General features: G+C 51.4%; 28 protein-coding genes. 21 read left to right on the top strand and 7 right to left on the bottom strand.

The window, feature by feature from the left end; translation table 11 throughout:
• A partial coding sequence (locus tag F7B33_RS07165) for a phosphorylating glyceraldehyde-3-phosphate dehydrogenase (protein WP_297073960.1) occupies nt 1-896 on the bottom strand: 896 nt, incomplete at its 3' end.
• Nucleotides 897-1,052: 156 nt separating this feature from the next.
• Between F7B33_RS07165 and F7B33_RS07160 the strand changes: the two genes are divergently transcribed.
• On the top strand, nt 1,053-1,811 hold the full coding sequence (locus F7B33_RS07160; RefSeq protein ID WP_297073956.1) for a molybdopterin-binding protein: 759 nt from the start codon (nt 1,053-1,055) through the stop codon (nt 1,809-1,811).
• Nucleotides 1,812-1,851: 40 nt separating this feature from the next.
• Nucleotides 1,852-2,925 (top strand): mRNA surveillance protein pelota, encoded by a 1,074-nt coding sequence (locus F7B33_RS07155; RefSeq protein WP_297073954.1) that lies wholly within the window; start codon nt 1,852-1,854, stop codon nt 2,923-2,925.
• Between the two features lie 2 nt (nt 2,926-2,927).
• Here the strand turns inward: F7B33_RS07155 and F7B33_RS07150 are convergent, their stop codons facing one another.
• Entirely contained in the window at nt 2,928-3,566 is a 639-nt protein-coding gene (locus F7B33_RS07150; RefSeq protein WP_297073953.1) for an alanyl-tRNA editing protein, read from the bottom strand.
• Nucleotides 3,567-3,665: 99 nt separating this feature from the next.
• On the opposite strand from F7B33_RS07150, the gene F7B33_RS07145 reads away from it, so the two are divergent.
• The 10 genes from F7B33_RS07145 to F7B33_RS07100 all read left to right on the top strand — a co-directional run bounded on the left by F7B33_RS07145 (nt 3,666) and on the right by F7B33_RS07100 (nt 12,549).
• Nucleotides 3,666-5,561: a phosphoadenosine phosphosulfate reductase family protein gene (locus F7B33_RS07145; protein ID WP_297073952.1), complete on the top strand. Its 1,896-nt coding sequence runs from the start codon at nt 3,666-3,668 to the stop codon at nt 5,559-5,561.
• A gap of 53 nt (nt 5,562-5,614) precedes the next feature.
• On the top strand, nt 5,615-6,229 hold the full coding sequence (locus tag F7B33_RS07140; protein WP_297073958.1) for an HVO_0476 family zinc finger protein: 615 nt from the start codon (nt 5,615-5,617) through the stop codon (nt 6,227-6,229).
• Between the two features lie 182 nt (nt 6,230-6,411).
• Entirely contained in the window at nt 6,412-7,602 is a 1,191-nt protein-coding gene (locus F7B33_RS07135; protein ID WP_297073951.1) for a V4R domain-containing protein, read from the top strand.
• Between the two features lie 75 nt (nt 7,603-7,677).
• Nucleotides 7,678-8,049 (top strand): 50S ribosomal protein L7Ae, encoded by a 372-nt coding sequence (gene rpl7ae / locus F7B33_RS07130; protein ID WP_297064341.1) that lies wholly within the window; start codon nt 7,678-7,680, stop codon nt 8,047-8,049.
• Between the two features lie 67 nt (nt 8,050-8,116).
• Nucleotides 8,117-8,329, top strand: coding sequence for a 30S ribosomal protein S28e (locus F7B33_RS07125; RefSeq protein WP_011250261.1), 213 nt, complete (start codon nt 8,117-8,119; stop codon nt 8,327-8,329).
• A gap of 2 nt (nt 8,330-8,331) precedes the next feature.
• On the top strand, nt 8,332-8,535 hold the full coding sequence (locus tag F7B33_RS07120) for a 50S ribosomal protein L24e (RefSeq protein WP_297073950.1): 204 nt from the start codon (nt 8,332-8,334) through the stop codon (nt 8,533-8,535).
• Between the two features lie 126 nt (nt 8,536-8,661).
• Entirely contained in the window at nt 8,662-9,819 is a 1,158-nt protein-coding gene (locus tag F7B33_RS07115) for a hypothetical protein (RefSeq protein WP_297063008.1), read from the top strand.
• Nucleotides 9,820-9,910: 91 nt separating this feature from the next.
• Nucleotides 9,911-10,435: a nucleoside-diphosphate kinase gene (gene ndk / locus F7B33_RS07110; protein WP_297063012.1), complete on the top strand. Its 525-nt coding sequence runs from the start codon at nt 9,911-9,913 to the stop codon at nt 10,433-10,435.
• A gap of 85 nt (nt 10,436-10,520) precedes the next feature.
• Nucleotides 10,521-12,323, top strand: a complete 1,803-nt coding sequence (gene infB / locus F7B33_RS07105; RefSeq protein ID WP_297063006.1) for a translation initiation factor IF-2 — start codon at nt 10,521-10,523, stop codon at nt 12,321-12,323.
• A 40-nt stretch (nt 12,324-12,363) separates the two neighbouring features.
• Nucleotides 12,364-12,549 (top strand): hypothetical protein, encoded by a 186-nt coding sequence (locus F7B33_RS07100; RefSeq protein ID WP_297063013.1) that lies wholly within the window; start codon nt 12,364-12,366, stop codon nt 12,547-12,549.
• A gap of 8 nt (nt 12,550-12,557) precedes the next feature.
• Here F7B33_RS07100 and F7B33_RS07095 read toward each other — a convergent pair whose 3' ends face one another.
• Nucleotides 12,558-13,091, bottom strand: coding sequence for a hypothetical protein (locus tag F7B33_RS07095; protein ID WP_297073949.1), 534 nt, complete (start codon nt 13,089-13,091; stop codon nt 12,558-12,560).
• 287 nt (nt 13,092-13,378) lie between these two features.
• Nucleotides 13,379-14,647 carry a 23S rRNA (uracil(1939)-C(5))-methyltransferase RlmD gene (gene rlmD, locus F7B33_RS07090; RefSeq protein ID WP_297073948.1) on the bottom strand — a complete coding sequence of 423 codons (1,269 nt, stop codon included), beginning with the start codon at nt 14,645-14,647 and terminating at the stop codon, nt 13,379-13,381.
• A 124-nt stretch (nt 14,648-14,771) separates the two neighbouring features.
• Between rlmD and glyA the strand changes: the two genes are divergently transcribed.
• From glyA to F7B33_RS07050, 8 genes are all read left to right on the top strand, one after another.
• On the top strand, nt 14,772-16,055 hold the full coding sequence (glyA, locus tag F7B33_RS07085) for a serine hydroxymethyltransferase (protein WP_297063000.1): 1,284 nt from the start codon (nt 14,772-14,774) through the stop codon (nt 16,053-16,055).
• Between the two features lie 302 nt (nt 16,056-16,357).
• A complete protein-coding gene (locus F7B33_RS07080; RefSeq protein WP_297073957.1) occupies nt 16,358-16,783 on the top strand; it encodes an immunoglobulin-like domain-containing protein in 426 nt (141 codons plus the stop codon).
• Between the two features lie 81 nt (nt 16,784-16,864).
• Nucleotides 16,865-17,197 (top strand): transcription factor S, encoded by a 333-nt coding sequence (locus F7B33_RS07075; RefSeq protein ID WP_297063009.1) that lies wholly within the window; start codon nt 16,865-16,867, stop codon nt 17,195-17,197.
• Nucleotides 17,194-17,355 (top strand): hypothetical protein, encoded by a 162-nt coding sequence (locus F7B33_RS07070; protein WP_297062998.1) that lies wholly within the window; start codon nt 17,194-17,196, stop codon nt 17,353-17,355. The genes F7B33_RS07075 and F7B33_RS07070 overlap by 4 nt, the downstream gene beginning before the upstream one ends.
• Nucleotides 17,356-17,357: 2 nt before the next feature.
• The gene (locus F7B33_RS07065) at nt 17,358-18,107 is read left to right on the top strand and encodes a DNA polymerase sliding clamp (RefSeq protein ID WP_297062996.1); all 750 of its coding nucleotides are present in this window, start codon (nt 17,358-17,360) and stop codon (nt 18,105-18,107) included.
• Between the two features lie 30 nt (nt 18,108-18,137).
• On the top strand, nt 18,138-18,713 hold the full coding sequence (locus tag F7B33_RS07060; RefSeq protein WP_297073947.1) for a hypothetical protein: 576 nt from the start codon (nt 18,138-18,140) through the stop codon (nt 18,711-18,713).
• Nucleotides 18,713-20,626, top strand: a complete 1,914-nt coding sequence (locus tag F7B33_RS07055; RefSeq protein WP_297073945.1) for a molybdopterin-dependent oxidoreductase — start codon at nt 18,713-18,715, stop codon at nt 20,624-20,626. Before F7B33_RS07060 ends, F7B33_RS07055 begins: the two co-directional genes overlap by 1 nt.
• Nucleotides 20,627-20,849: 223 nt before the next feature.
• The gene (locus tag F7B33_RS07050; RefSeq protein ID WP_297063095.1) at nt 20,850-21,500 is read left to right on the top strand and encodes a peroxiredoxin; all 651 of its coding nucleotides are present in this window, start codon (nt 20,850-20,852) and stop codon (nt 21,498-21,500) included.
• An 11-nt stretch (nt 21,501-21,511) separates the two neighbouring features.
• Here F7B33_RS07050 and F7B33_RS07045 read toward each other — a convergent pair whose 3' ends face one another.
• On the bottom strand, nt 21,512-22,045 hold the full coding sequence (locus tag F7B33_RS07045) for a GNAT family protein (protein WP_297063097.1): 534 nt from the start codon (nt 22,043-22,045) through the stop codon (nt 21,512-21,514).
• Between the two features lie 47 nt (nt 22,046-22,092).
• Here F7B33_RS07045 and F7B33_RS07040 point away from each other — a divergent pair, with 47 nt between their 5' ends.
• Nucleotides 22,093-23,049, top strand: coding sequence for a transcriptional regulator (locus F7B33_RS07040; RefSeq protein ID WP_297063100.1), 957 nt, complete (start codon nt 22,093-22,095; stop codon nt 23,047-23,049).
• Here the strand turns inward: F7B33_RS07040 and F7B33_RS07035 are convergent.
• Nucleotides 23,042-24,289 carry an HD domain-containing protein gene (locus F7B33_RS07035; protein ID WP_297063130.1) on the bottom strand — a complete coding sequence of 416 codons (1,248 nt, stop codon included), beginning with the start codon at nt 24,287-24,289 and terminating at the stop codon, nt 23,042-23,044. The two genes, F7B33_RS07040 and F7B33_RS07035, sit on opposite strands and share 8 nt — an antisense overlap.
• Before the next feature lie 79 nt (nt 24,290-24,368).
• Nucleotides 24,369-25,649, bottom strand: coding sequence for an AMP-binding protein (locus F7B33_RS07030; protein WP_297073944.1), 1,281 nt, complete (start codon nt 25,647-25,649; stop codon nt 24,369-24,371).
• Nucleotides 25,650-25,708 lie beyond the last annotated feature (59 nt).

Below are 25,708 nucleotides of genomic sequence, written 5' to 3'. Positions count from 1 at the left end.
TGGTGCACTGCTTGAATGTAGAAGAGCCTGTTTCCTCTCACACTTACGCTCTCCTTCCAGACCGCTATCTCGTAGAGGTTGTTCCACTCACGGTGTAAATCCCTGGCGAACTCTATGAGCTGTGCCGTGCTGTCGAAGCCCTTCTCCTTCTCGAAAAGAAGAACGCGCGTAGTGTTCTCAAAGATATCAATTACATCTTTCTCGGTTATCGGCTTCTTAAGTTCCACCATGATGCTGTGAACGTGCATGAGCGTGGTGGGGACAACGAACGCGGAAGTCTCAATGTTTATCGGGATTACCGTCTGGACATCGGGTCCGTGGTGAGACGGAACGGTAACGCTCGGCGTTATGGCGTTTATCGGCCCGCGCTTCGTGTCGTTCGGGTCGGCGGCTCTTCTTATCATCACGGCGTAAACGTAGTCTACGTACTCCTGAATCGCGCTGAGTGTTCTGGTTAAACCGGTCGTGTTGCACGAAACGACCCTGACGTAGTCCTTACCGAGGGCCTTCTCGTAGTTGGCCTGGGCCACGAAGGAAACCTCTGCAACGCTCGCCTTCTCACCGCCCTGGAAAACGGCCTTAACGCCCGCCTTCTCGTAGAGGGACTTGTTCTTCTCTCCCATTCCGCCTGGGGTGGCATCAACTATCACGTCCACCTTCTCAAGGAGGTCGTTTAGGGTTCCGGCAACTTCGAAGCCGGCCTTTTCAAAGCGCGGGAGAAAGTCTTCGCTCGCGGTGTAAACTGGAATTCCAAGCTCTCTTGCGCGGTAAGCCTCAAAGTCCGGCTTGGTTTTGGTTACACCGATGAGCTCCATATCGTCCTGCCGGGTTACGGCGTAAGCGACTCGCTTTCCTATCGTTCCGTACCCGTTGATTCCCACCTTTACCTTCGCCATGGCAACCACCAGGAGTTTTATAGCTGTAAAATACTTAAGCGTTGTTTTCACTCGTGGTGAAAAGTGGTTTTAGCTGAGTGAATTTTAACACTCTCCTGCAAACCTTCTACCGCTGGAGTTATAACGTTCACCGCTAAACTTCAATCGGTGGTGGACATGTTCGCCGAGGTACTGACAATAGGCGACGAACTCCTTACTGGAAACACAGTTGACAGCAATTCCGCTGTTATAGCGAAGAAACTTACTGAGAAGGGCTACTGGGTGAGGAGGAAAACAACCGTTGGAGACGACGTTGGGGAAATTAAAACCGTCGTCAGGGAAATCCTAAGCAGAAAACCCGAAGTCCTTGTGATAAACGGTGGACTCGGACCAACACACGACGACGTTACTATGCTGGCCGTCGCCGAAGCCCTTGGAAGGGAGCTCGCCCTTTGCGAGAAGTGTCTTGAGAGGATTAAGAGTTTCTACCGCGAGCTTTACGAAAAGGGTCTCATAGATGACCCCGAACTCAACGAGGCCCGCAAAAAGATGGCATACCTTCCTGAGGGGGCCCAGCCGTTGGAGAACACCGAAGGGGCCGCTCCCGGGGCTTACATCGAGCATGAGGGTGTCAAAATATTCGTTCTCCCCGGAATGCCAAGGGAGATGAAGGCAATGCTTGAAAAGGAAGTTCTCCCGAGGCTCGGCGAGAGGAAGTTCATACAGAGGAAGCTTCTGGCGGAGATAACCGACGAGAGCAAGCTCGCCCCGATACTTAACGAAACGCTGAAGCGCTTTAAGGTCAGGATTCACTCCTCGCCGAAGGGCTTCGGGAAGTACATCGGACTGATAATATTCGGCGAAAGCGAAGAGGAGATAGAGCGCGCGAAAGCGTTCATGGAAAGCCTGGGAATCCGCTTTGAAGAGGGCTGGTAACCTTTAAATTCTTCTCCCCAAGTCAGTCAGGGGTGAGAAGGTGCAGATAATTGAGGAGAAGCCCAAGGAGGGCATCGTCAAGGTAAAGGCCGAAACACTGGACGACCTGTGGCACCTCTACCACATCATAGACCCGGGTGATGTCGTCTACGCCAAGACCCTGAGAAAGAAGGCCCAGCGAACTGACTCTCTAAGGGCCGAAAAAGTGGAGGTTGTCCCCGTTTACCTCGGGGTTAAGGCTGAGAAGATAAACTTCCACAAGTTCGCCAATCAGGTCCGCGTAACCGGACCGATTGTCTACGCCAGCAGGGACGACGTTCCCCTTGGCAAGTACCACACCATAACAATCGAAGAGGGCACGGTTGTAACAATCCAAAAGCCCCGCTGGAAGGAGCACCACATCGAGAGGCTTAAGGAAGCAGTAGAAGCCTCCAAGAGGGCCAAGGTAATGATAGTTGTCGTTGACGATGGCGAGGCAGACATAGCCCTCGTAAGGGAATACGGCGTCGAGATGGTGGCGAGCATAAGGCGGAACCTCGGGGGGAAGCGCTACAACACCGACAGGGAAAGCGAGGAGAAGAGGTTTTTCCACGACCTGGCGAGGAAGATGGAGGAGCTCATCGAGAGGGAAAGGGTCGAGAAGGCAATTGTCGCAGGTCCCGGCTTCGTTAAGGAGGACTTCTACAAGTTCCTTAGCGAGAACTACCCGGATTTGGCGAAGAAAGTCGTCGTTGAAGACACCAGCGTAACCGGAAGAACCGGTATCTACGAGGTCATAAAACGCGGGACCGTGGACAAGGTTTACCACGAGAACCGCGTTGCGAAGGAGGTCCAGCTCGTCGAGAAGGTTCTTGAAAGCGTTGCAAAAAACAACGGTCTGGCAACGTACGGTCTCAGGGAGGTGGAGGAGGCCATTAACTACGGTGCCGTTGAGACTCTTCTGGTTCTCGATGAACTTCTCAAAGGTGACCACAGGGAGAAAATCGAGGAACTAATGGACGCGGTCAGGTATTCAAGGGGCGAAGTTGTCGTCGTAAGTTCAGAGCATGAGGGGGGAGAAAAACTAAAGGCTCTGGGCGGTCTCGCGGCACTCCTAAGGTTCAGAGTGAAATGATTTCATTCCAGCCAGATTTCAAGCCTCTGCTTTCCCCTTCCGAGGCTGGAGCGCTTGAACTTTTTGATGTGCCCTATCTCCCTTATGTCCTTCACGTGGGTTCCACCGCAGGGGATTACCTCAAAGTCTCTTATCTGGGTATAGCGCGTCTCTCCTTCCCACCATATCTTCATCTCACCGCCCTCGTCAACGTAGCGGTTGAAGGTTTCTATAATCTGCTCCTTCCACTGGTTAACGTTCTCCGGGTAGAGGATGTCGTACCGACCTTTCTCGGCACTCATTCCACTACCGTAGAGTTCCCACTTCCCGGGCAGAACCTCGTTGAGGACATGCTCAAGGAGGTGAAGGGCACTGTGGATTCTCATGAGCCTGTACCTGTAGTCCCAGTCAATCTTGAGCTCAACCTCGTCCCCAACCTTGAACTTCTCGGGTTCAGCTACCACGTGCCACACATTTCCGGTATCGTCCTTATAAACGTCGAGAACCTCGACGCCGTTTATCCAGCCCTTGTCGTGGGGCTGGCCACCCCCAGTGGGATAGAATATCGTCTGATCGAGGAGCAAGGCACCCTTCCGGATTTCTGCGACCTTTGCCTTTGCCTCCTTCAGGTAGGCATCTTCGTAGTAGAGCTTGCGTGTCATTTAGACCCACCATAGAATTGAAAGTGTCGGCCCTTAAATGGGTATCGAAACATCGCCGAGTTTATAAATGAATAACCTCATGTCGCCTCTGGTGAGAACATGGGAAGGCCGGTGTTCCTCGGTAAGGCTTACATAAACTGGTGCGAGAAGTGCAACGTCCCGCTTATCGGGGATTCCTGCGCAATACACGGGAAAGAGAGCATATTCCGTCTCGATGTAACGCCACCAGGTGATTTGAGGTTCGCCTTCGAGAGGGATTTGGGGTTTATCAGGGAGGTTTTCAGGGAGCACTTCGGCGTTGATATCGGGAAAGTCCTCGACGGAAAGGTCGTCCTCCTCAACAAGCTTCCAAGCGAGGATGAGGCCTATGAGATAATCGTAGACGGTTATATCTTCGGCTACGTTAAGTTCGACCCCGTTGAACTTAAATGGAGGGCCGGTTTGAAGGTCGAAGGCGCCATTGCCCTTTGGAAGCTCTACGGGAAGAAAATGAAAAAGTGGGTTATCGTTGACAAAGGCGCGGTGGAGCCGATAAAAAGGGGAGCAAACCTTCTGGCAGTTGGCGTTCTCGAAGCTGATTCCAGCATAAGGATAAACGACGAGGTAATCCTCGTTTCTGAGGACGGCGAGGTCTTCGCCACAGGAATAGCAAAGAAGGACTACAAAGCTCTAATTAAGGGCGAGCGTGGGACTGGGGTTAAGCCGAAGAGACAGAAGACCGTTAGGTACCGCGAAGGAAGAAAAGCGAGCATGGAGGATGTCCTGAGGGCAAACAGCATAGCCCTCGAGGAGAAAGTTGTAAAGGCTAGGGAGTTCATGAGGCGCGTTTCTGAAAAATACTCCGACCTTCCGGTGGCGGTTGCATTCTCCGGCGGAAAGGACAGCCTAGCAGTTCTAGGGCTCGCCTTGGAGGAATTTGGAAATGGCTTTACCGTCTTTTTTAACAACACGGGAATAGAGTTTCCTGAGACTGTTGAGTACGTGGAAGAGCTGAAAAAGGAGCTAGAGCCAAAGGGGATAAAGTTCGTCGTTGCGGATGCAGGAGATGCCTTCTGGAGGGCTTTGTACGTTTTCTCGCCACCGGGAAGGGACTACCGCTGGTGCTGTAAGGTTACAAAGCTCGGCCCGATAACCCTCGCCATAAAGGAGAACTACCCCAAAGGCGTCTTAATGTTCGTTGGCCAGAGGAAGTACGAGAGCATAAAGCGTTTCAAGCAACCGAGGGTCTGGAGGAATGAGTGGGTGCCCAACGAGATTGGGGCATCCCCTATATTCCACTGGAGAGCGATAGAGGTGTGGCTCTACATCTTCAGCAGGAAGCTCCCCTACAACCCGCTCTACGAGAGGGGTTTTGACAGGATAGGCTGTTTCCTCTGTCCAAGCGCTTCTCTGGCGGAATTCGAGAGGCTCAAGAGAGAAAAGCCCGAACTGTGGGAGAAGTGGTTTGAAGCCCTGGACTACTGGAGAAAGCGCTTTAACCTTCCGAAGGAGTGGATTACCCACGGATTCTGGCGCTGGAAGAAGCTCAGCAAGGGCGAAAAGGCCATAGCTAGAAAACTCGGCGTTGAGATTCTGGAGGAGCGCTCATGGGAGCCGGTTAGAGTTGAGATAAGGGAAACGCCAGAGGGTTACGAGCTGGAGTTCAACACAATCCTCAACAAAAAACGCCTCCTTGAGGTCGCCCCAATCCTCGGCGAAGTTACCGTTGAGGGAGACGTCGTTAAAGCTGGAGCGGTCGAGTTCCTCACCGGGACGAGGAAAGCCAGAGCGCCGAACGAGGAGGAGGCATGGAGCGCCTACTATCTGGTTAAGAGGGCCTACGAGTGCGTCGGCTGTGGCGTCTGCGTTGGAAAATGCCCCGAAAACGCGCTGAGCATAGACGGGAGGAGCAAGAAGATAGTGGTGGACTGGGATTCCTGCGTTCACTGTAGGGAGTGCATGGAGGTCTGCCCGCTGTTGAAGATTAAAAACCCAGAGGAGGGAAGCCAGCTTTAGCATCGTAGGGCACCTTTATAAACTCCCTTCCTTTTCTCCCATCGGTGAGGAAAATGGAGGAGTACTTCATCTGTCCTGAGTGCGGTAGTGATGACGTTGAGGTCATTAAAGAGCGCGGAAGGGAGCTAACCCTACGCTGTAACGAATGCGGTAACGTCTGGCACGTGACCCTTCCAAAGCTCGTTAAGGTCCCGCTAATAGTGAGCAAGCACGAGGTGAGCTTCAAGAGCGAGACGGAACTGCCTGAGAGGGAAGAAATCAGGGTTGGTGACATCGTTGAGACTGAAGACGATGAAGTCAGGATTACCGGGATTGAGCTTGAAGGCGGAAAGAGAGCCAACAAGGCCAGAGTTGAGGAGATAAAAACCCTCTGGGGCGAGAGTCTAACCTACCCGAGGGTCATCAAGGTGTCAATCTACCTCCCGAGGGGAATCACCCAGTCCTTCCGCGTTAAGGTTCCGCGGGACGAGGAGTTCGCGATTGGGGAGGTCGTTGAAGTTGGTGGTTACACATTCAAAATCGAGAAGATTAAGACGGAGAACAAGATGCTCCACCACGGGAAAGCCAAAGCCGACAGGATAGTTGCCATCATGGGGCACCACATACCGCGCGCCAGAGCGAGGAGGAGCCTTGAGCTTTACAGGGGCTATGGAAAGGAGACCACCTAATTTCCAAGTGATGAGCTTTTTACTTTCCTGACCGACGGGATGATGAGCTTGGCCGCTACTGATACCGCTCCGCCTGCTTTCTCATGGTAATTATTTTGAACCTTTATGTTCATTTTTTAATGCACGTCGTACTACACGCAAAGGTTATAAAAACGACGTGTAAAGGAGTAGATGGTGATAAAATGCTATCACTGGGAGTGAGACAACTCGACGAGGTTCTCGGGGGTGGTGTTGAGGAAGGTTCGAGCATTGCATTCGTTGGCTCAATCGAATACGACAACATCATCCTCATGCATCAGGCAGTCATGGAGGCCCTCAAGGCTGGTAAAAAGGTGTTGATAGTTGATTTCAGGCAACCACCTCCAACCCTTCTCAAGGAACTCAAAAACCACGGCATAGACTACAGACCGTTTCTTAATGATTCGCTCACTATACTCGACGGCTACTCTAACCTCTACGGGCAAACCGTCCAGAGCGGGGAGAACATACTCCCTAATCCCCTCGACCTTGGTATAACAACGGCCATCATAAAAGAAAAACTCCAGAAAGGCAATTACGACATTTTAGTAATCGACGATTTAACTTCACAGTACACTCTACAATCTAACCCGAAAAGTTACATAAAAGCTATTGTTAGACTAACAAATTCAGTTAAATCTCTTGGAAAGTTTACCTTTGTTGCCCTTTATGCGGATGTATTTGACAAATCAAGCCTTGCCACGATTCTGATTCCCTTTGATTACGTCATCGAGGTATCCCGTGAGGTAGTTGAGATTAAACGCTCACCTAAACCACTTAGGGTTATAGAACCGAGGTTTTCATACATAAGAACGAACAGGGGAATAAGGCTAAAAAAGGAACTCTATCAGAGCCTAGAAGGGCTTAAAGCCCAACTTCAAGCAGGGAAAAACGGAACAATATGGATAAAGGACCTAAAAACACATAGAATTCAAATAAGAGAGGAAGAGACAGAGAGAAGCTTAATTGAGACCGTTTACGACTTCCTTGAGTTTGAAAAGGGTAAGGAACTCCTTTATGTATGGGGTAAAAAGCAATTCATCGGATATGGCGAATACTCCAAGAGACACAGCACAGACATTAAAGAAGCCCTTGAAGACCTGTTTAAGTTTACGATGGCAAGCGGTGGCGGAAAACTCGAACTCGTTGAGCTTTCGGACTCAGTCGTTATAATCCGGGGCATCGACCTCTTCCCGAGCGGAAGGGGGTATCCCTACCCGCTCCATCCTAACTATGCAGGAGCCCTGGCTCAATTCCTCACAGAATTCACGGGCGAGCACTGGGAGGGCGAAGAGACCAAATGCGAGGCGATGGGTGCCGAACACTGCGAGTTCGTGTTGCGAAAGGTAAAGTAGCGAAACCCTTTTAAATTCTCCCCCAAACTCCCCTCGCAAAACCGGATGAACGATGAGGTTTCGGAGGGATGAAAGATGGCGAAGCCGAGCTACGTGAAGTTTGAAGTTCCTCAGGAGCTTGCCGAAAAGGCTCTCGAAGCCGTTGAGATAGCCAGGGACACCGGAAGGATAAGGAAGGGAACCAACGAAACAACGAAGGCCGTTGAGAGGGGCCAGGCCAAGCTCGTTATAATTGCTGAGGACGTTGACCCCGAGGAGATAGTTGCCCACCTTCCCCCGCTCTGTGAGGAGAAGGAGATTCCGTACATCTACGTTCCGAGCAAGAAGGAACTCGGCGCCGCGGCTGGTATAGAGGTCCCGGCCGCCAGCGTCGCCATCATCGAGCCCGGCAAGGCCCGCGAGCTCGTTGAGGAGATTGCCACAAAGGTTAAGGAGCTCATGAAGTGAGCTCCTTTTCCTTCCTTATCACGAAAGGTTTAAGGTTCATCCCGCGAGTCTTTACGAGGTGTGAGGTATGAGCGACGAAGGTTACCCCGCCGAGGTTATTGAAATCGTTGGCAGGACAGGTGTCACCGGTGGCGTTACTCAGGTTAAGGTCAGAATCCTCGAGGGGCGCGATAAGGGGCGCGTTATCAGGAGGAACGTTAAGGGCCCCGTTCGCGTTGGTGATATAGTCATCCTCAGGGAGACCGAAAGAGAGGCGAGAGAAATCAGGAGGAGGCGTTGAAGATGGCCCGCTGGAACGTCTGCTCCTACTGTGGAAGGGAGTTCGAGCCAGGGACAGGAAAAATGTTCGTCAGAAACGACGGAAGAGTCCTGTTCTTCTGCTCCAGCAAGTGCGAGAAGCTCTACTTCATGGGCAGAAATCCAAGAAAGCTCAAGTGGACCAAGGCCTTTCAGGAGGCCAGACTTCAGAGGGCTAAGAAAAAGTGATTTCTTTCTTTTCTTAGTAATTTTAATTCAATGAGTACTTTTGTGAATCCTTAATTTTGAGAGAACGAAATACTTAAATACTAAAAGCCAGTTAGTTTCACTTGACAACCCCGTTGGGGGGGTCGGATGCGACAGAAAGTGGTATGGTTTGTACTCGGAGTCTTGGTTGGAAGTCTGTTTTTGGCATCTGCTTATCCAACCGGGGGCAACGTTCAGTACGTAACCCCAGCGGTTCAGAGGATTCCGGGCAACAACTACACAACCCTTCTCCTCTACACCCCGAATGGCCTTCCGCTGGACGTTAAGAATGTTCAGAAAGCTGTTCAGGAGTTCGTTTTGAAGAGCGCTCCAAAGGCGAAGTGGCACGTCTATGCTGTTCCAGATATTCCACCTAGCTTCGCTCTCTATGGATACGGAATAAAGGTGGCAAAGGACGGGAGGGTTAGCGTATATATAATAGCCTCAAGGAAGGGGTATCCACTAACCTCATTGATGCTCAGGGAGAAACTCTCAAAATGGGCAGTGAAAAGGCCCACCTTTGGGGAGAACATCCCCCTCGGCAAGGATGCTGGCCTTCCTCCGAGCTGGGAAGCGAAAAGCGTTGATAGCAATGGAAACGTTAGGACATACACAGGAGAAAGCTCCCCATACTGGCACAATTTCGGCCCAGTAAAGATTGAAGTCAACGACCCGCCCTATGGAAACATCTATGCAAAGTTCTATATGTATGGTCTCTGGAATGACAACGATCCCAACAGGGAGTACTTTTTGGTTGCCCCAGACAAAAGTGGGGGAGGAAGATACGAAATAGACCCTGGATATGGTCTATGGGAAGTTGGGGAGGATGAGAACTACAAATATTATGTAACTAAATCCGCCAAAATAATTCACAACTGGAACCTTGAACATAATCTTAATCCCAAGCTAGGAGAAGCTGACCCGGTGGAATCCTTAGGTGGACACAGTACCATTCAGGTTACTATAGGATACCCTCCTGCCGTCACGTTTACCGTGACGATACCTGACTCTAAAATGCTCCCTGCAATTGATAGATACACTAAAAAAGCCACGTGGCTCTTGAAGTTTAATACAGACTCTGATGATGCTAAGTATTCCTTCAAGACAAACGTTGCATCGGAAGGGAGCGTGAGCCAGAACGTGCTTCACAATGGACAATGGCATGCTATAGTAAACGTAAAGTTCCAAGCAATGTTCCAATATTACAGTGGTTGGGATACTCACGAGACCTGGGGCGGAGTTACATGGTACGTAAAAGTTGGCTGATATTTCTTTCTTTTCCCTTCGTTTGTGCCTCTTCTCATGGACTCCAAAAAACCTATTAACTACATTCCCCATTCTACAACTGGTGTTGCCGATGGCGGACAAACAGATAGAGAGAACCCTCGTTATTCTGAAGCCCGACGCGGTTGTCCGTGGACTGATGGGCGAAATCATAAGCCGTTTTGAAAAAAGAGGCCTCAAAATTGTGGGAATGAAGATGATATGGATTGACCGCGAGTTGGCTGAAAAGCACTACGAGGAGCACAGGGGCAAGCCCTTCTTCGAGGCTCTGATAGATTACATAACCAAGGCTCCGAGCGTGGTCATGGTCGTTGAAGGACGTTATGCGATAAGCGTCGTCAGGAAGATGGCGGGGGCGACTGACCCCAAGGATGCCGAACCAGGGAGCATAAGGGGCGACTACGGCCTCGACGTCGGTGATGCAATATACAACGTTATCCACGCCTCCGACAGTCCGGAAAGCGCTGAGAGGGAGATAAGTCTCTACTTCAAGCCCGAGGAACTCTTTGAGTACTGTAAAGCTTCAGACTGGTTCTACCACACCCACTCCAGGGCCAGAAAGGAGTATCTGGACAGCATGGATTGTATGGAACGTTAGGCTTTTCTTCCTGTTTCTTCCCGATTTCCCCAGGGGTTAGTAGACGAACCCTTTAAAAGGCCTGGCTTGAGCTAAAGCTTAGGTGATGGAAATGGCCAAGAGGATTAGACAGCCTATTATAGCGGTTCTCGGTCACGTTGACCACGGTAAGACGACATTGCTCGACAGAATAAGAAAAACTAACGTGGCTAGCAAGGAAGCCGGGGGAATAACGCAACATATAGGCGCGACAGAGGTCCCGATTGACGTCGTCAAGCAACTCGCTGGTCCCCTCATAAAGCTCTGGAAGGGCGAGATAAAGCTCCCCGGTTTGCTCTTCATAGACACCCCCGGTCACGAGGCATTCACGAGTTTGAGGGCTAGGGGAGGAAGCCTGGCGGATTTAGCTGTTCTGGTAGTTGATATCAACGAGGGCTTCCAGCCCCAGACGATAGAGAGCATAGAAATACTCAGGCGCTACAAAACCCCATTCATAGTTGCCGCCAACAAGATAGACAGGATTAAGGGCTGGGTCGTTGAGGAAGACGAGCCGTTTTTGGTGAACATCAAGAAGCAGGACCAGAGGGCAGTTCAAGAGCTCGAAACCAAGCTCTGGGAGCTGATAGGAAAGTTCTACGAGCTAGGCTTTCAGGCGAACCGCTTTGACAGAGTTCAGAACTTTACGAGGGAACTCGCCATAGTCCCGATTTCGGCAAAGTACGGTATTGGAATCCCGGAACTTCTCGTGCTCATTGCGGGACTGAGCCAGAAATACCTTGAGGAGAAGCTCAAGATAGAAGTTGACGGCCCTGCGAGGGGTACAATACTCGAAGTGAGAGAGGAGCTCGGCCTTGGAACGACGATAGATGTTATCATCTACGACGGAACGCTGAGAAAGGATGACACTATAGTTGTCGGTGGAAAAGACAAGGCCATAGTAACGAAAATCCGCGCACTCCTTAAGCCGAAGCCCCTTGACGAGATTAGGGACCCGAGGTTCCGCTTCGACCAAGTTGATGAGGTCACAGCCGCTGCCGGTGTCAAGATAGCTGCCCCCGACCTTGAGGAGGCCTTAGCCGGTTCACCCGTCATAGCCGCGAGGAGCGAGGAGGAGATAAAGAAGGCCAAGCAAGAAATCCTTAACCAGATACAGAGCGTCGTCATAAACACCGGAAAAGTCGGCGTCATCGTCAAGGCCGACACGCTTGGAAGCCTTGAGGCCCTGAGCAAGGAACTGCAGGAGAAGGGGATTCCGATAAGGAAGGCAGACGTTGGAAACATAAGCAAGACCGACGTGATGGAGGCCTTGAGCGTTAGGGAGGAAGAACCGAAGTACGGTGTCGTTCTGGGCTTTAACGTGAAGGTTAACGAAGACGCCGAGGAAGTAGCGAAGGCCAAGGGCGTTCCAATCTTCGTCGGCAACGTCATCTACAAGCTCATCGAGGATTATGAGGCATGGGTTAAAGCCGAGGAAGAAAAGCGGAAGCGCGAGCTTTTGAAGAACGTTACATTCCCCGGAGTTATCAGGCTCTACCCCGACGAGCGCTATGTCTTCAGGAGGAGCAAGCCAGCGATAGTTGGTGTTGAAGTCCTTGAGGGCAGGATAAGGCCGGGAGTTACACTCATCAAAGAAACTGGTGAAAAAGTCGGCGTGATTAAGTCAATCAAGAACAAGAACGACTTCGTTCAGGAGGCCAAGAAGGGCGACGCGGTTGCGATAGCGATTGAAGGGGCAATCGTCGGCAGGCACATCCACCCCGGTGAGACCCTCTACGTTGACCTCAGCAAGAACGACGTCATAGTGCTCCTCAAACAGCTCAGGGACGAGCTGGAGGAGACGGATATAAAGGCCCTGAAGATGACGGCAAAGGTCAAGGCGAAAGAAGACCCGTTCTGGAGGGCGGTTTGATTCCGATAGATTTTTATACTCTTTTTTCTAACTTTGAGTGGTGAGAATTGTGGAAAGGCGCCGGTTGGTCTGTCCCCTCTGCGGTGGAACGGAGTTTCAAGTTGAAGAGGGTAAGCTCGACAGCAAGTGGGGCTTCACCGCCCATAAAGTCAAGATTGTGATTTGCAAAAACTGTGGCTACGTGATGCTGTTCTACAAGGGAAGAACAATATGGGACTTTGATTGATGATAAAGTTAAAGCCCGCCCTGGAGCCATCCGGCGAGCTTTAGACTCGTTCCTTTTTCGATTTCTCCCTTTAGGTTTTCCTTCAGCGCGAAGGCCCTAAGCTTCCCGATGGGCTCGTTGCTTAGGAGCATCACGTAGCCATCGCCACAGGGCGTTTCGACTTCCTCAAGCTCAAGGACATGGACGGTCATCACGTAATCGTCTATGAACGCGCCCTGAACGCTTACGGATGCAGGGAGAAGTATTTCGGCCTCGTTGAGGTCAATGACGACGTCCTTGCCATCGGGTAGTTTCGCCGTCTCCTGCTTTAACTCCTCCGCCGCTCCGGTATAGGCAAAAAACGCCAGCTTGACGTGGAGTTTTTCGGAGTTGAGGTATGCCTCCTTCCGCTCTATGTAGTCCATTGCGTAGAAAACGACCGCCGGGGAGTGCTCGTTTAGAACTATCTCGGAGACGTCGGCCTCGGGCCACTTTCTCCACTCCAGGACGTTCTCAACTGCGAACTCGACCTCCGTTCCCTTCAGAACGGGAAACGCCGTCACCGGCTCGTCTCACGCTTCACAACCCTTAGAACCAATCCGCAGACAAGGGGGATGTCTACGACCTCGTAGGCAACTCTCTCCCTTCCAAAGAGCTTTTTCTTTTCGAATTCGACACTTTTAGTCGGATACTTTCCGATGATGGCGTCCTCAATGAGTTCTAGTCCTCTCTTCTGGGATACGCAGACGGTATCTAGATGACTTCCGTGATGGATTCCATCTATGAATTTTAACTTCTTCTTCCTGCCAAAGACCGCGAAATTCTACCAGCGTGAGTAGTAGTGAGGATTTTAAAAACCTAACCGTCTGCGGAGCTCAACCACTGCCTCAACGTGTGGCGTATGGGGGAACATGTCAATGAGGAGGGCGTTTTCAATGCGGTAGGCCTTTTTCAGATGCCTCCCGTAGTCGAGTTTGAAGGCTTTCGGGTTGCAGGAGACGTAAACGATTTTCTCAATCCCGCTCTTTACGAGGAGTTCTGCAACCTCTTTGAGTCCTTTTCTCGGTGGGTCAACGATTACAGTATCATAGTCCCCTATTGGTGTCTCCTCGGCCCTTCCGACCTTAAAGGTTGCACTGACATCGTTAATTCGGGCGTTTTCGTTGGCCATCTCAACGGCGAAGGGGTTGATTTCTATCCCCTCAACTCTAAAGCCCCTCTTCGCCAAGTAGACCCCAAACGTCCCAACGCCAGAGTAAAGGTCAAGGACCTTCTCCCCACCGGTAAAGCCTTCAACGGCCTTAAGGAGGAGAGGTAAGGCGTAGCTGTTAGTCTGGAAGAAGGAATTGAGATGTATCAGGTAAGTGACGTCCCGGATGTGCTCGCGTATGTAGGGCTTTCCTTTCACTAGCGTCGCCTCACCGCGGGGGTCATCCCTCTCATCTGCCTTCAGGCTCCAGTAGAGGGAGGTAGCGAAGGAAAAGTAGTCCTTGAAAGCCTCCCTAACTTCTCTCGAAGGTTCGACATGGGCAATAAGGTTCACCATAACCTCGCCCGTGAACTTGCCCTCTCTCACCTGGATGTAGTGGACTTCACCGCTTTTTGCTCTCAGGTTCCACGGGCTCAGGCCAGTTTCCCTTAGAAAACCCGTGAGGGAGCGGAGGTATTCCGGCGTTCTCTTCGAGAAGACCGGGCACTCCTTTAAATCAACGACTCCGAGAGGGTTTCCGTACTCCTTGAGTCCGATTCCTTCGGTTGTGACTATGAAGTTGCTCACGTTGCGGAAGCCCCAGATTTTTGGTGAGCCTTTAATAGGTGCGTTTATCCCCGTGATTCGCTCGAAAAGTTCGCCCTTAAGTTTAAGCTGAGCCCCGTATTTAAGCCCCTGCCAGAGACAGCCCCCGCACTTCCCGAAGTGCAGGCACCTTGGCCTCTGCCGTAACGGCGAGTGTTCAAGCAGGGCGAAGTCCCTCGCTAGTAACCTTCCAAAGCGCCTCTTTGTGCCGTGAACTTCCACATAATCCCCGGGATAAGTGAATGGAATGAAAACTGGCTTCTTTTTGGCCCTTACGATTCCCAGTCCGTCATCACTGAGTCCTTCGACCCTGCCGGCAATCATGAGGGGTACCTCTTGGTCTCGGTTTAAGAACCCATCGAATACGATAATGCACAACTCTGCACGTGTGCACAGGTGTGGTAAGGTTTATATCCCCATCGTTCGAAGCACAACCGAGGTGTCCACGATGAGCTACCGTGAATACCGCGACAAGGTTCTGAACTTTATTGAGGACCACGAGCACTGGAGGGCCCACACGATAAACCTCATAGCGAGCGAAAACGTGACTTCTCCGACCGTCACCAGAGCTGTAGCGAGCGGATTCATGCACAAATACGCTGAAGGCTGGCCGAAGCAACGCTATTATCAGGGCTGTAAGTACGTTGACGAGGTTGAGCTTATTGGTGTCGAACTCTTCACCAAGCTCTTCCAGAGCGATTTCGCCGACCTCAGGCCGATTTCCGGAACCAACGCCAACCAGGCAGTCTTCTTCGGCCTAACCCAGCCAGGGGACAAGGCAATCGTTCTGCACACTAGCCACGGTGGTCATATAAGCCACATGCCCTTCGGTGCCGCTGGAATGCGCGGTTTGGAGGTTCACACCTGGCCCTTCGATAACGAAGAGTTCAACATTGACGTTGACAAGGCCGAGAAGCTCATCCGCGAGCTTGAGCCAAAGATAGTCGTCTTCGGTGGTTCTCTCTTCCCGTTCCCGCACCCGGTCAAGGAGCTCGCGCCCGTTGCGAAGGAGGTTGGTGCCTACGTCATGTACGACGGCGCCCACGTCCTTGGCCTTATAGCCGGCAAGCAGTTCCAGGACCCGCTCAGGGAAGGAGCAGACATAATCACGGCCTCAACCCACAAGACCTTCCCGGGACCGCAGGGCGGTGTGATTATCTACAAGCGCTTCGGCGAGACGGAGGAGATAGCCAAGCTCCAGTGGGCCATCTTCCCTGGCGTTTTAAGCAACCACCACCTCCACCACATGGCAGGAAAGACCCTCACCGCGGCCGAGATGCTCGAATACGGTGAGAAGTATGCAGAACAGATAGTCAAGAACGCAAAGGCCCTCGCCGAGGCTCTCGCTGAGGAGGGCTTTAAAGTCATAGGCGAGGACAAGGGCTACACCGAGAGCCACCAGGTAATAGTTGATGTCTCAGACCTCCATCCAGCGGCCGGTGGCTGGGCGGCTCCCCTCTTGGAGGAAGCGGGCATAATCCTCAACAAGAACCTCCTGCCGTGGGACCCGCTTGAGAAGGTCAACGAGCCAAGCGGTCTCAGGATAGGCGTCCAGGAGATGACCCGCGTTGGAATGTTTGAGGATGACATGAAGGAGATTGCCCACTTCATCAGGCGCGTCCTCATCGACAGGGAGGATCCTGCCAAGGTCAGGCGCGACGTCTATGGCTTCCGCGCCGAGTTCCAGAAGGTCTACTACTCCTTCGACCATGGGCTCCCGCTCAGGGAGTGATTGGTTTCTCTCCACTTTTTACCCCTTCTACGTTGTGCACTTTGCAAGACTGAAGTTTTTTTGTTGGATTTTTTTGAAGAAAAGGTTATAAGCTGGCTTCTGTAGCCGTTTCCAGCGGTGCCTGGCCTTCATTCACCGCGCACCCCCGCCGGGCACCGTAGCCGTGCGCGTAAAATAAGCGGGTTAAATCAGGGGGCTGGAATAAGAAACTCAAATCATTCATCTTAAATCAACCCTTCAAATCACGTTGAAGTGAACGAAAGCGTTAATTACTTAGACAATTAGTTGTTTTGGTGGTATCCATGAAAAGGGTCGCGCTTGCGGTTTTAATAATCGCAGTCCTGGTCGGGGGTTATGTGTTTCTCGGGCCGAGTGGTTCGGCTGAGGCTTCCCTTGATAAAAATGCCCCTATCCAGCTGAAGCTCAACAGGGAAAGCTACTCCCCAACAGATACTATGACATTAACGGTTGTCAACAATGGCAACGAAACCGTGACCGTTGGCTACCCCTTCGAGCTCTACCGGGAGGAAAACGGTAAGTGGGTTAAGGTAAAACTCGACATCATGTTCATACAGTCAGCTGTCCAGCTCGAGCCGGGAAAGAGCTGGAGCCAGAAGATAGATTTGACCAAACTCAGACTTTCGCCCGGGCACTATAAAATAGTAAAGAGTATATCAACAAGGGACAGGACACTTTCGGTCAGTGTCGAATTTTACATTAAGGAATAAATCCGAGAATTCTTTTGGATGCTGGCAAAACTTTTTATTCTCCTCCCACATACCCAACCCCCGGCTGGAGAGGTGGTGTCTATGAAGTTCTGTCCCAAATGCGGTAACCTTATGCTCCCTGATAGGAAGAGAAAGGTTTGGGTTTGTAGGGTTTGTGGCTATGAAGAGCCCTTTGATGAGGAAAAAGACAGAGCTAAAACAAGAATAACCCAGAAAGTCGAGCACAAGCCTGATGAGGAAATAGTCGTTATTGAGCAGGACGTCAAGACGTTGCCGACAACGAAGGTAACCTGTCCGAAGTGTGGTAACGATACCGCCTACTGGTGGGAGATGCAGACGAGGGCTGGAGATGAGCCGAGCACGATATTCTATAAATGCACCAAGTGTGGCTACGTGTGGAGGGCCTACGAGTGAACGAGCTTGAGAGAGAAACCTTAATCAGACTCGCAAAAAAGGCCCTTAGGGAGCTTGAGGAGGCATACCTTAGAATACCAGATACCGACAACGGAAAAGCTTATTTATTCCGTGGGAAAGAAAGGGTTAGGCTCATGCTTAAAATACTGGAGGGATGAAAATGCCGTTTGAAGTCGTTTTTGACGGTGCCAAGGAGTTTGCCGACCTCATCGCGACCGCTAGCAACCTTATTGACGAGGCCGCCTTCAAGTTTACAGAGGAAGGAATAAGCATGCGCGCCATGGACCCAAGCAGGGTTGTCCTAATAGACCTCAACCTGCCGGAAAGCATATTCTCAAAGTACGAGGTCGAGGAACCAGAAACCGTTGGAATCAACATGGACCAGTTCAAGAAGATACTCAAGCGCGGAAAGGCCAAGGACACACTCATCCTCAGGAAGGGCGACGAGAACTTCCTCGAAATAACCTTCGAGGGTACAGCCAAGAGAACCTTCCGCCTTCCGCTCATAGACGTTGAGGAGCTCGAGCTCGAACTCCCGGAGCTTCCGTTCACGGCCAAGGTCGTCGTCCTTGGAGAGGTTCTCAAGGAGGCCGTTAAAGATGCCTCACTCGTTAGCGACGCTATAAAGTTCATCGCAACAGAGAACGAGTTCATAATGAAGGCTGAGGGCGAAACTCAAGAGGTGGAGATTAAGCTCACCCTTGAGGACGAGGGCTTACTCGACCTTGAGGTCGAGGAGGAGACCAGAAGTGCCTACGGCATCAGTTACCTCAGCGACATGATTAAGGGCATAGGCAAGGCCGATGAGGTCATCCTCCGCTTCGGAAACGAGATGCCCCTCCAGATGGAGTACCTTATTAGGGACGAAGGAAAGCTCGTATTCCTGCTCGCACCTCGCGTTGAGGAATGATTTCCCTTTTCTTTTCTACGAGGTGGTTCCATGGACATCGTCAAGCTCAGGGAGTTGCTTGAGCAGGAGCTCTCCAGCGTGGAGTTAACGGAACTTGACGGCGACTTCTACCGCGAGTTCGATAGCCTAATCAAGGCCCTCAAACTGAGCGCCGAAAGCTCCCGTGAGAGGGGGGAAAACGTTGAGGAGAGACTTTACTTAGCCCAGCTCCGGATTGCCGAGGAGCTTGTGAAGGAGATAATCAAGCTCCGCCTCCATAAGATAGTAGACCTCGCCGTTGAAGGAAGGCCAACCGAGATGACCGCCGAGGAGTTCAGGATTTTCAAAATCCTCAGGGCCTTCGTTGAGAGGGAGGAACTGCCGGAAGTTGACGAAATCGAAGTCGAAAAAGAACTCACGGCAACCGAGAATACCGGGGAGAAGACACGGGATGTGATAACCCCCAAGGAAGCATACATAATAACCATCGATTTACCTACGATTCTCGGGCCGGACATGAGAGAATACGGGCCCTTTAAGGCGTGGGACATGGCCGTTCTCCCAGAGGAGATAGGAAGGGTTCTCATTGAGAGGGAGGTTGCCCTCAGGGTCAAACTCTCACTGTGATGCCCATGTTCTCCGTCTGCATGCGCGACTGTTACGATACCTGCTCGATGGTGAGCGAGCTGAAGAACGGCAAGCTTATTGTTAGGGGTAACCCCGAACACCCTATAACCGCGGGCTTCCTTTGTCCAAAGGGCGCCCTTCTCCCGAAGTGGTTCCACTCAAAAGACAGACTAAGGAAACCGTTAATCCGAACCGGTGAGAGGGGAAGCGGAAAGTTCAAAAAAGCAAGCTGGAAAGAGGCGATAGACCTCGTTGCTAGGAAGCTGAGGGATGTAATTGAAAGGCATGGGAGCGAGAGCGTTCTCGTTTATCAATACGCAGGCGACAGGGGTGTTGTGAACTACGCCTTTCCGCTCAGGCTCTTCCACTATCTAAACGCGTCCATGCTTGATTACGGAATCTGCGACAGGGCCGGACAGGAGGCGCTGAAGGACGTTTACGGGACGGCGGTTGGTCTCGACCCAGAGGAGCTCAAAAATCAGAGGCTAATCGTCTACTGGGGGATAAACGCCTTCTGGACGAACCTTCACGGTTTCATGCTGGCCAGGAGAAAAGGTCTTGAAATATGGACCGTTGACGTGGTTAGAACCGAGACCGCAAAGAGAAGCGACAGGTTCTTTCAGATAAGGCCCGATACTGACGTTCTCCTCGCTTTGGGAGTTGCCAAGGTGATAATCAAAGAAGAACTTTACGACAGAGCCTTTGTCCGCGAGAACGTTTATGGTTTTGAGGAATTCAAGAATTATGTAAAAACATTATCGCTTGATTATGTAAGTAAAGAGACGGGCCTGAGCGTTGAGGAGATAGAGACCTTTGCCAGGGAATACGCCGAAAAGAGGGGCGTAATACATATCGGCTACGGCTTTCAGCGTTCTTTAGCTGGGGGTGAAGCAGTCAGGGCCATAGCGATGCTCCCTGCTATAGTCGGTCACCGTTTCGGTTTCATCTACGACATGAAAACTATAGACAAGAGCTACGCGGAAGGGGTATTCCTGAGGACGAAGCCAGCGAAGAGAATCCCCCAGATGAAGCTTGCCGAATACATCGAAAAGGGAGAGGTTAAGTTCCTTTATGTATACAACTCAAACCCCCTCGCGAGCCTACCGAACCAGAGAAGGCTGAGGAGAGCGTTGCTTGAAAGCGACGTCTTCGTCGTCACACATGACATCTTTCTGACAGATACGGCACTATACTCTGACATTGTTCTTCCTGCCAACACTTTCTTTGAGAGGCTGGACATAGCCGACAGCTACTACCACCGCTACGTGGCTTTAAACGAACCCATCGCAAAGCTTCATGGGAAGAGCAACAGCGAGGTTACGAGACTGCTTGCGAGGGCGTTGGGCATTAAAAATCCCTACCTGTATGAGAACGATGAGGAGGTTATAAGAAAAATCCTTGAGCTGAACGGCCTAAGCTGGGAAGAGTTAAGGAGGAAAGGTTTCATCAAAGTGTCGAAAAGGCCGAGGAAGTGGGAGACTCCGAGCGGAAAAATCGAGTTTTCCTCCCAGAGGGCCGTTGAAAGGGGCCTAAGTCTGTTTCCGAGATACAGGCGATTCAGCGGAAAATATCCCCTCAGGCTTCTCACACCCACCTACAGAATGACGATTACGAGCCAGTACCACAACACCTATGGAATGATAGACTCCCACCTTTACATCAGCCCGGCCGATGCCAAGGAAAGGGCGATTAAAGAGGGGGACGAGGTGGAAGTCTTTAACGACCATGGAAAGGTCAGGACGAGAGCAAAAGTAAGCGAAGATGTGCCCAGAGGAGTTGTCCTGCTGTACAAGGCATTCTGGGTGTCCCTGCTCGGCTGGAATGTCAACTTTCTGACGGCTGACGAGACCGTCCAAAACTATGGCAACGCTTCCGCATATCATTCAACATGGGTTGATGTGAAAAAAGTTTGAGGCAAAATTATAGTTCTTCTGTCTACTTTCTGACAAAGCTGGAATGGGACTTTTTCCACAATGACGACCAGTTGTGCACGGTTTTATATTCCCCGTCAAAGACTCCATAGCTTGATTGCATATTCGTCGAGTTTTGTTGTGAAAAACGAACCGAAAGGTTTATATATTCGAACCTAACCATATTTTAGTGAAGACGACACAAAAAAAGAAGAGGTGATGAAAAATGGTCGTCATAGGAGAAAAGTTCCCAGAGGTTGAGGTCAAGACCACCCACGGAGTGATAAAGCTCCCCGACTACTTCGCTGAGAAGGGCAAGTGGTTCATACTCTTCAGCCACCCGGCTGACTTCACCCCGGTCTGTACAACCGAGTTCTATGCCATGCAGAAGAGGCTTGACAAGTTCAGGGAGCTCGGCGTTGAGCCGATTGGACTGAGCGTTGACCAGGTCTTCAGCCACATCAAGTGGATGGAGTGGATAAAGGAGAACCTCGGTGTCGAGATTGAGTTCCCAGTTATAGCCGACGACCGCGGTGAGCTCGCCGACAAGCTCGGCATGATTCCGAGCGGCGCCACCATTACCGCTAGGGCTGTCTTCATAGTTGACGACAAGGGTATCATAAGGGCCATCGTCTACTACCCGGCCGAGGTCGGCAGGGACTGGGACGAGATACTCAGGCTCGTCAAGGCCCTTAAGATAAGTGATGAGAAGGGTGTCGCTCTGCCACACAAGTGGCCCGAGAACGAGCTCATCGGTGACAAAGTCATCGTCCCACCGGCCAGCACTATCGAGGAGGTCAAGCAGCGCGAGGAAGCAAAGGCCAAGGGCGAAATCGAGTGCTACGACTGGTGGTTCTGCTACAAGAAGCTCGAGTGAGCTTCTTTCCCCTATTCTTCTCTAAACCTCTCAAAAATCAGCTCGTCAACGAAGCCATATCCCGGGACGTAGTGGTGTTTTCTCAGCCTTCCAACAGGTTCGAAGCCGTTCTTTTTGAGGACCCTAATCGAGGCGACGTTTGGCTCATAAACCCTTGCGTAGACCTTTCTGAGGTTGAGCCACTCGAAGGCATAGATTAAAGCCAGCCTGACAGCCTCTGTGGCGTAACCTCTTCCCCAATGTTCTCTAGCTATAGTATAGCCCAACTCTGCGTTTCCATCGAGGTGGTTTATTTTGTGGAGGCCGAGAAAGCCGACAAGCGATGATGTTGCGTTTTCAATGATTGCGAAGACCCTGTTGCGTTCTTTTTCGCGTCTAAGCCTTTCATACCACTCAGCTTCATCCTCAAGGAACAAGATTCCATCCGGGTTTGTCAGAAAGAGCCTTACCTGGCGGTCGTTGTACCAGAGCCACGCCTTTTTAAGGTCCTCCCTTATAGGAACGGCAAGGGAAACTAGGGTACCCTTCAGGATGAGGGGCCTCATGAAAAAGCACCTTAACTTTATTAAGCGGTTATGAGTATTTAAACCCAATGGTGAGGGAGAAACTGATTAAAACCGTCGAGGCAATACTGAGGAGTGCCGGTTACAAAACGGCCCGCCTTGAGTTCAGGGGCTCATGCTTTGACATAGTCGCAAGCAGATTAGTCCTCCTTCTCTTCATCAAGGTCGTCTCTAACATAGACACGGTCACCGAGGAACAGGCCGAAGATTTAAAGAGGCTCGCCAAGTTCTTCAACGCTTCGCCCCTCATTGTTGGTCTCCGCTCAAAAAACGCCGAACTTGAGGAGGGTGTTGTCTATGAGCGCTTTGGAATCTATGCCCTTAGACCGGAGACCCTCTACGATGTTTTCATGAAAAATGAGCTCCCGGCAATCTTTGCGGAGCGCGGGGGACTCTACGTCAGGATAAACGGCCAACTTTTGAAAGAGCTCAGGGAGAGGCACGGCTATTCAATCAACGAGCTGGCCGGACTGCTCGGGGTTTCCAGGAAAACGCTCTTGAACTACGAGAGGGGCGAGCAGGCGGTTTCCCTCGATGTGGCTATTAGACTTGAAGAGCTCTTTGACGAACCCCTCGCGGAGCCGATTGACGTACTCAACGCAAATGTCGAGGCAAAACTCGACGTTAAACCGGAAAGCCCGCTGGAAAAGGAGGTTTTTGAGAGGTTGAAGCACCTCGGCCTCGGCCTTGTGAAGGTTAAGAAAGCGCCCTTCAACGCGGTCTCGAAGGGGGAGGAATTTAGAATCCTCACCGGCATAGACGAGAAGAAGACACGCTCCACCCTCAAGAGGGTTGAGATGGTTGCGGAGGTTGGAAAGATAATTAACTCCGACGGCGTTTTTATCCTCGAAAAGACCAAGACTGAGGTCGTTAAGGAGGTGCCCCTCATTCCGAAGGAGAGCCTTAAGGAAGTTAAAGACGCAGACGAGCTCATAGAGATGATTGAGGAACTCAAAAAGGAGATAAAGGCAAAGCTTTTCAGCTGAAGAGGACTTTCTTCCAGCCCTCACGGAGCTTTTCGACGTACTTCTCCGGAGAGGCTATTAAAACGGTCCATCTTGGGGTCTGACGCCTCTTCAATGCGTTTGCAAGGGGAGTCACTTTTGAGAGAGGCTGAACTTCGCCGTTTTCGAGGAGAACCTTTATCCCCGTTTCCTTGAGCCTCGGCTCGCTAAGCATTAAATCCGCTATGCTGAACTCTAGGATAACTTCACCTTCGTTTGCGCCAACGCTTTCAGCCAAAGCCCTCTCAAGTTCCTGCCTTCTCTTTACGTTTTTGTAGGCACTCAGCAGTTCCCGCTTTTCCTCGGGGGTGAGTTCCTCGGCACTTGCCAGGACAGCAGCCTTGTAGAGCTTCCTGTGGAGGACTTTCCTCGTCAGCTCGGCAGGAAGGCCCTCAAGATCCTCAAGCTCAACTAGAACCCTGCAGTCCGTCATCTTCCAGAAGTCCCACAGGTGACCCTCTTCCAGTGCGAACTCAAGGGCCCTCGTTAGCATTCCCTCGGCTATCTTGACAGTGTGATGGAAGTAAACGCGCGAATACATCAGAGAGCGCGCCACCATCATTCCCTCAACGGCCTCAACGCCCTTCTCATCAACTACGAGCTCGTTTTTGTGTATCTCAAGAACCTTAAGGAGCCTCTCGAGGTCGATTATTCCGTGGGCGACGCCGGTGTAGTGGGCGTCCCTGATTAGGTAGTCAAGCTGGTCAACGTCAACACCGCCGTGGAGCATCTGGCCGAGGTAGGGCTTCTCAGATTTTCCGAGGATTAGGTTGGCCACTTCCTCAGGCCCCATGCCGTAACTCTCAAGTATCTCCGGAATCCTGCCCCCGTCGTCCTCACCTGTTATGTTTATCCTGCCCATTATGATGTCCTGACCGAGACGCATGTGGTCCCGCTCTTTGACATAGTGTCGGTAGATTCCCTCAAATGTGTGGCTCAGTGGGCCGTGGCCGATGTCGTGGAGAAGGGCACCAACCTGAAGGAGAAGGCTTTCCTCTTCTTTCAGGCCAACTTCATCTGCAAGGCGCTTTGCTATGTGCCACGTTCCGAGGGAGTGCTCGAAGCGCGAATGGTTGGCCCCGGGATAAACGAGGTACGCCAAGCCGAGCTGTCTAATGTGCCTAAGCCTCTGGAACTCAGGGGTTTTAACGAGGTCGAGGATTACGCCGGTGACTTTCATGCTTCCGTGGATTCCGTCGTGGATAATCTTGGCCTTTCCCATACCCACCACCGGCTGGAAATCTGAGAAAAGCCTTAAATAACTTTTCGGCATTATGACAAGGGAGTTAAAAATGGAAAAATCAGAAGTCCCTTCCAGCAACGTATATTCTCTTGGTCTTGCCCGGTTTTGTGGGAAGGCCCTCCCGCAGTTTTTCAAGGGGCACAGCCTCTATTATCAGCTCCGATGTTTTGGCCTCCTCCACCTCGTAACGAACGGGGTTGTTGGCCTCGTAGATGAGCTCCCTGACTTCGTCCTCTATACCCGATGGTTTTTCTCCCTCGTAGGCAACCCTTATGATTGCCTTTGGCTTTGGATTCTCAGGGCTGAGAGGGTAGTATAGGATTACAAAGTCCTTAAGTGAGGGGTGTCCGTAAACAATGTCCATAACTTGGTCAATGTGGAGCTTTGCACCGGAGAGAACAACAACGTCCTTCACACGGATTATACTGACGACTTCCCCATTTTCAAGCCTCGCAAGGTCGCCTATGTCGTAGTTGAAGAGGGGCAAACCCGTAAGTTCTCCCTCGCGCATGACCTTCGTGATGTAGAGCCTCTTGTACTCGGGGTAGTCATCATCACCCGTCTCCTCAAGCACGAGTATGGACTCCTCAAAGCGGAAAGGGCTGGCACCCTTTCCAGTAACGATGCGGAATCCAGTTACATCGTCTTCAGTTGAGCCAAAGTTGTCTATTATTACCGCGTTCGGGAAGAGCTCAAGTGTGACCTTTGCCAGCTCCGGCGTGAGGGTTTCACCGCCGACGACTATTGTCTTTATGTCCTCCCTGAGCTTCTCGGGAAGGGTAAGCCCAAGGTTGTAAGCGGTAGCGGTTAAAGCCCATATTGAGGTTGGCTTTATATCTTCGAGCTCCCTCAGGAGTAGCTCGCGGTTCTGGAGGTAGGTTATCGGGACCTGGAAGTAGGCAACCCCCGCGCCGTTGAGCTCAAGCCCGCTGAGGGCGAAGTTTCCGGAGGATGACGGCAATGGCGGGAAGAAGGATGCAACCCTTTCCCCTTTCTCAAAGTATTCCTCTATCCATGGCCTCATCTGGCGGGCGGTTCGTTTCTTGTCATCCATTGTGAAGGGTATTCTCTTTGGCCTGCCCGTCGTTCCGCTGGTTCTCATTACCGCGTGGAAAATCCTCCCCTCCATGATGTAATTTGGCCAGACCTTCTCCCTGTTATACAGGTCATGAGGCTTTATTGTGACCTTTCTGGTTAATTTTGCCAGCCCTTCGGGAGTTAAACCCTCGATTTCAACACCCCCGAACTTTTCCGCCCAGAAGGGTGTCGTTTCCACGGCCTTTTCCACTGTGTATTTGAACCCCTTAATCAGGGGCTTCCTGTAGATTACCACACTCATGGTCTCACCAACGGGAATTGGGGACAATTTTATTTAACTCTATGGGTTTCGTATGCAAC

Source organism: Thermococcus sp., from assembly GCF_015523185.1.
Classification (GTDB): domain Archaea; phylum Methanobacteriota_B; class Thermococci; order Thermococcales; family Thermococcaceae; genus Thermococcus.
Note: the sequence above shows the minus strand (reverse complement) of the source record. Positions and strands in the feature narration are given on the sequence as shown.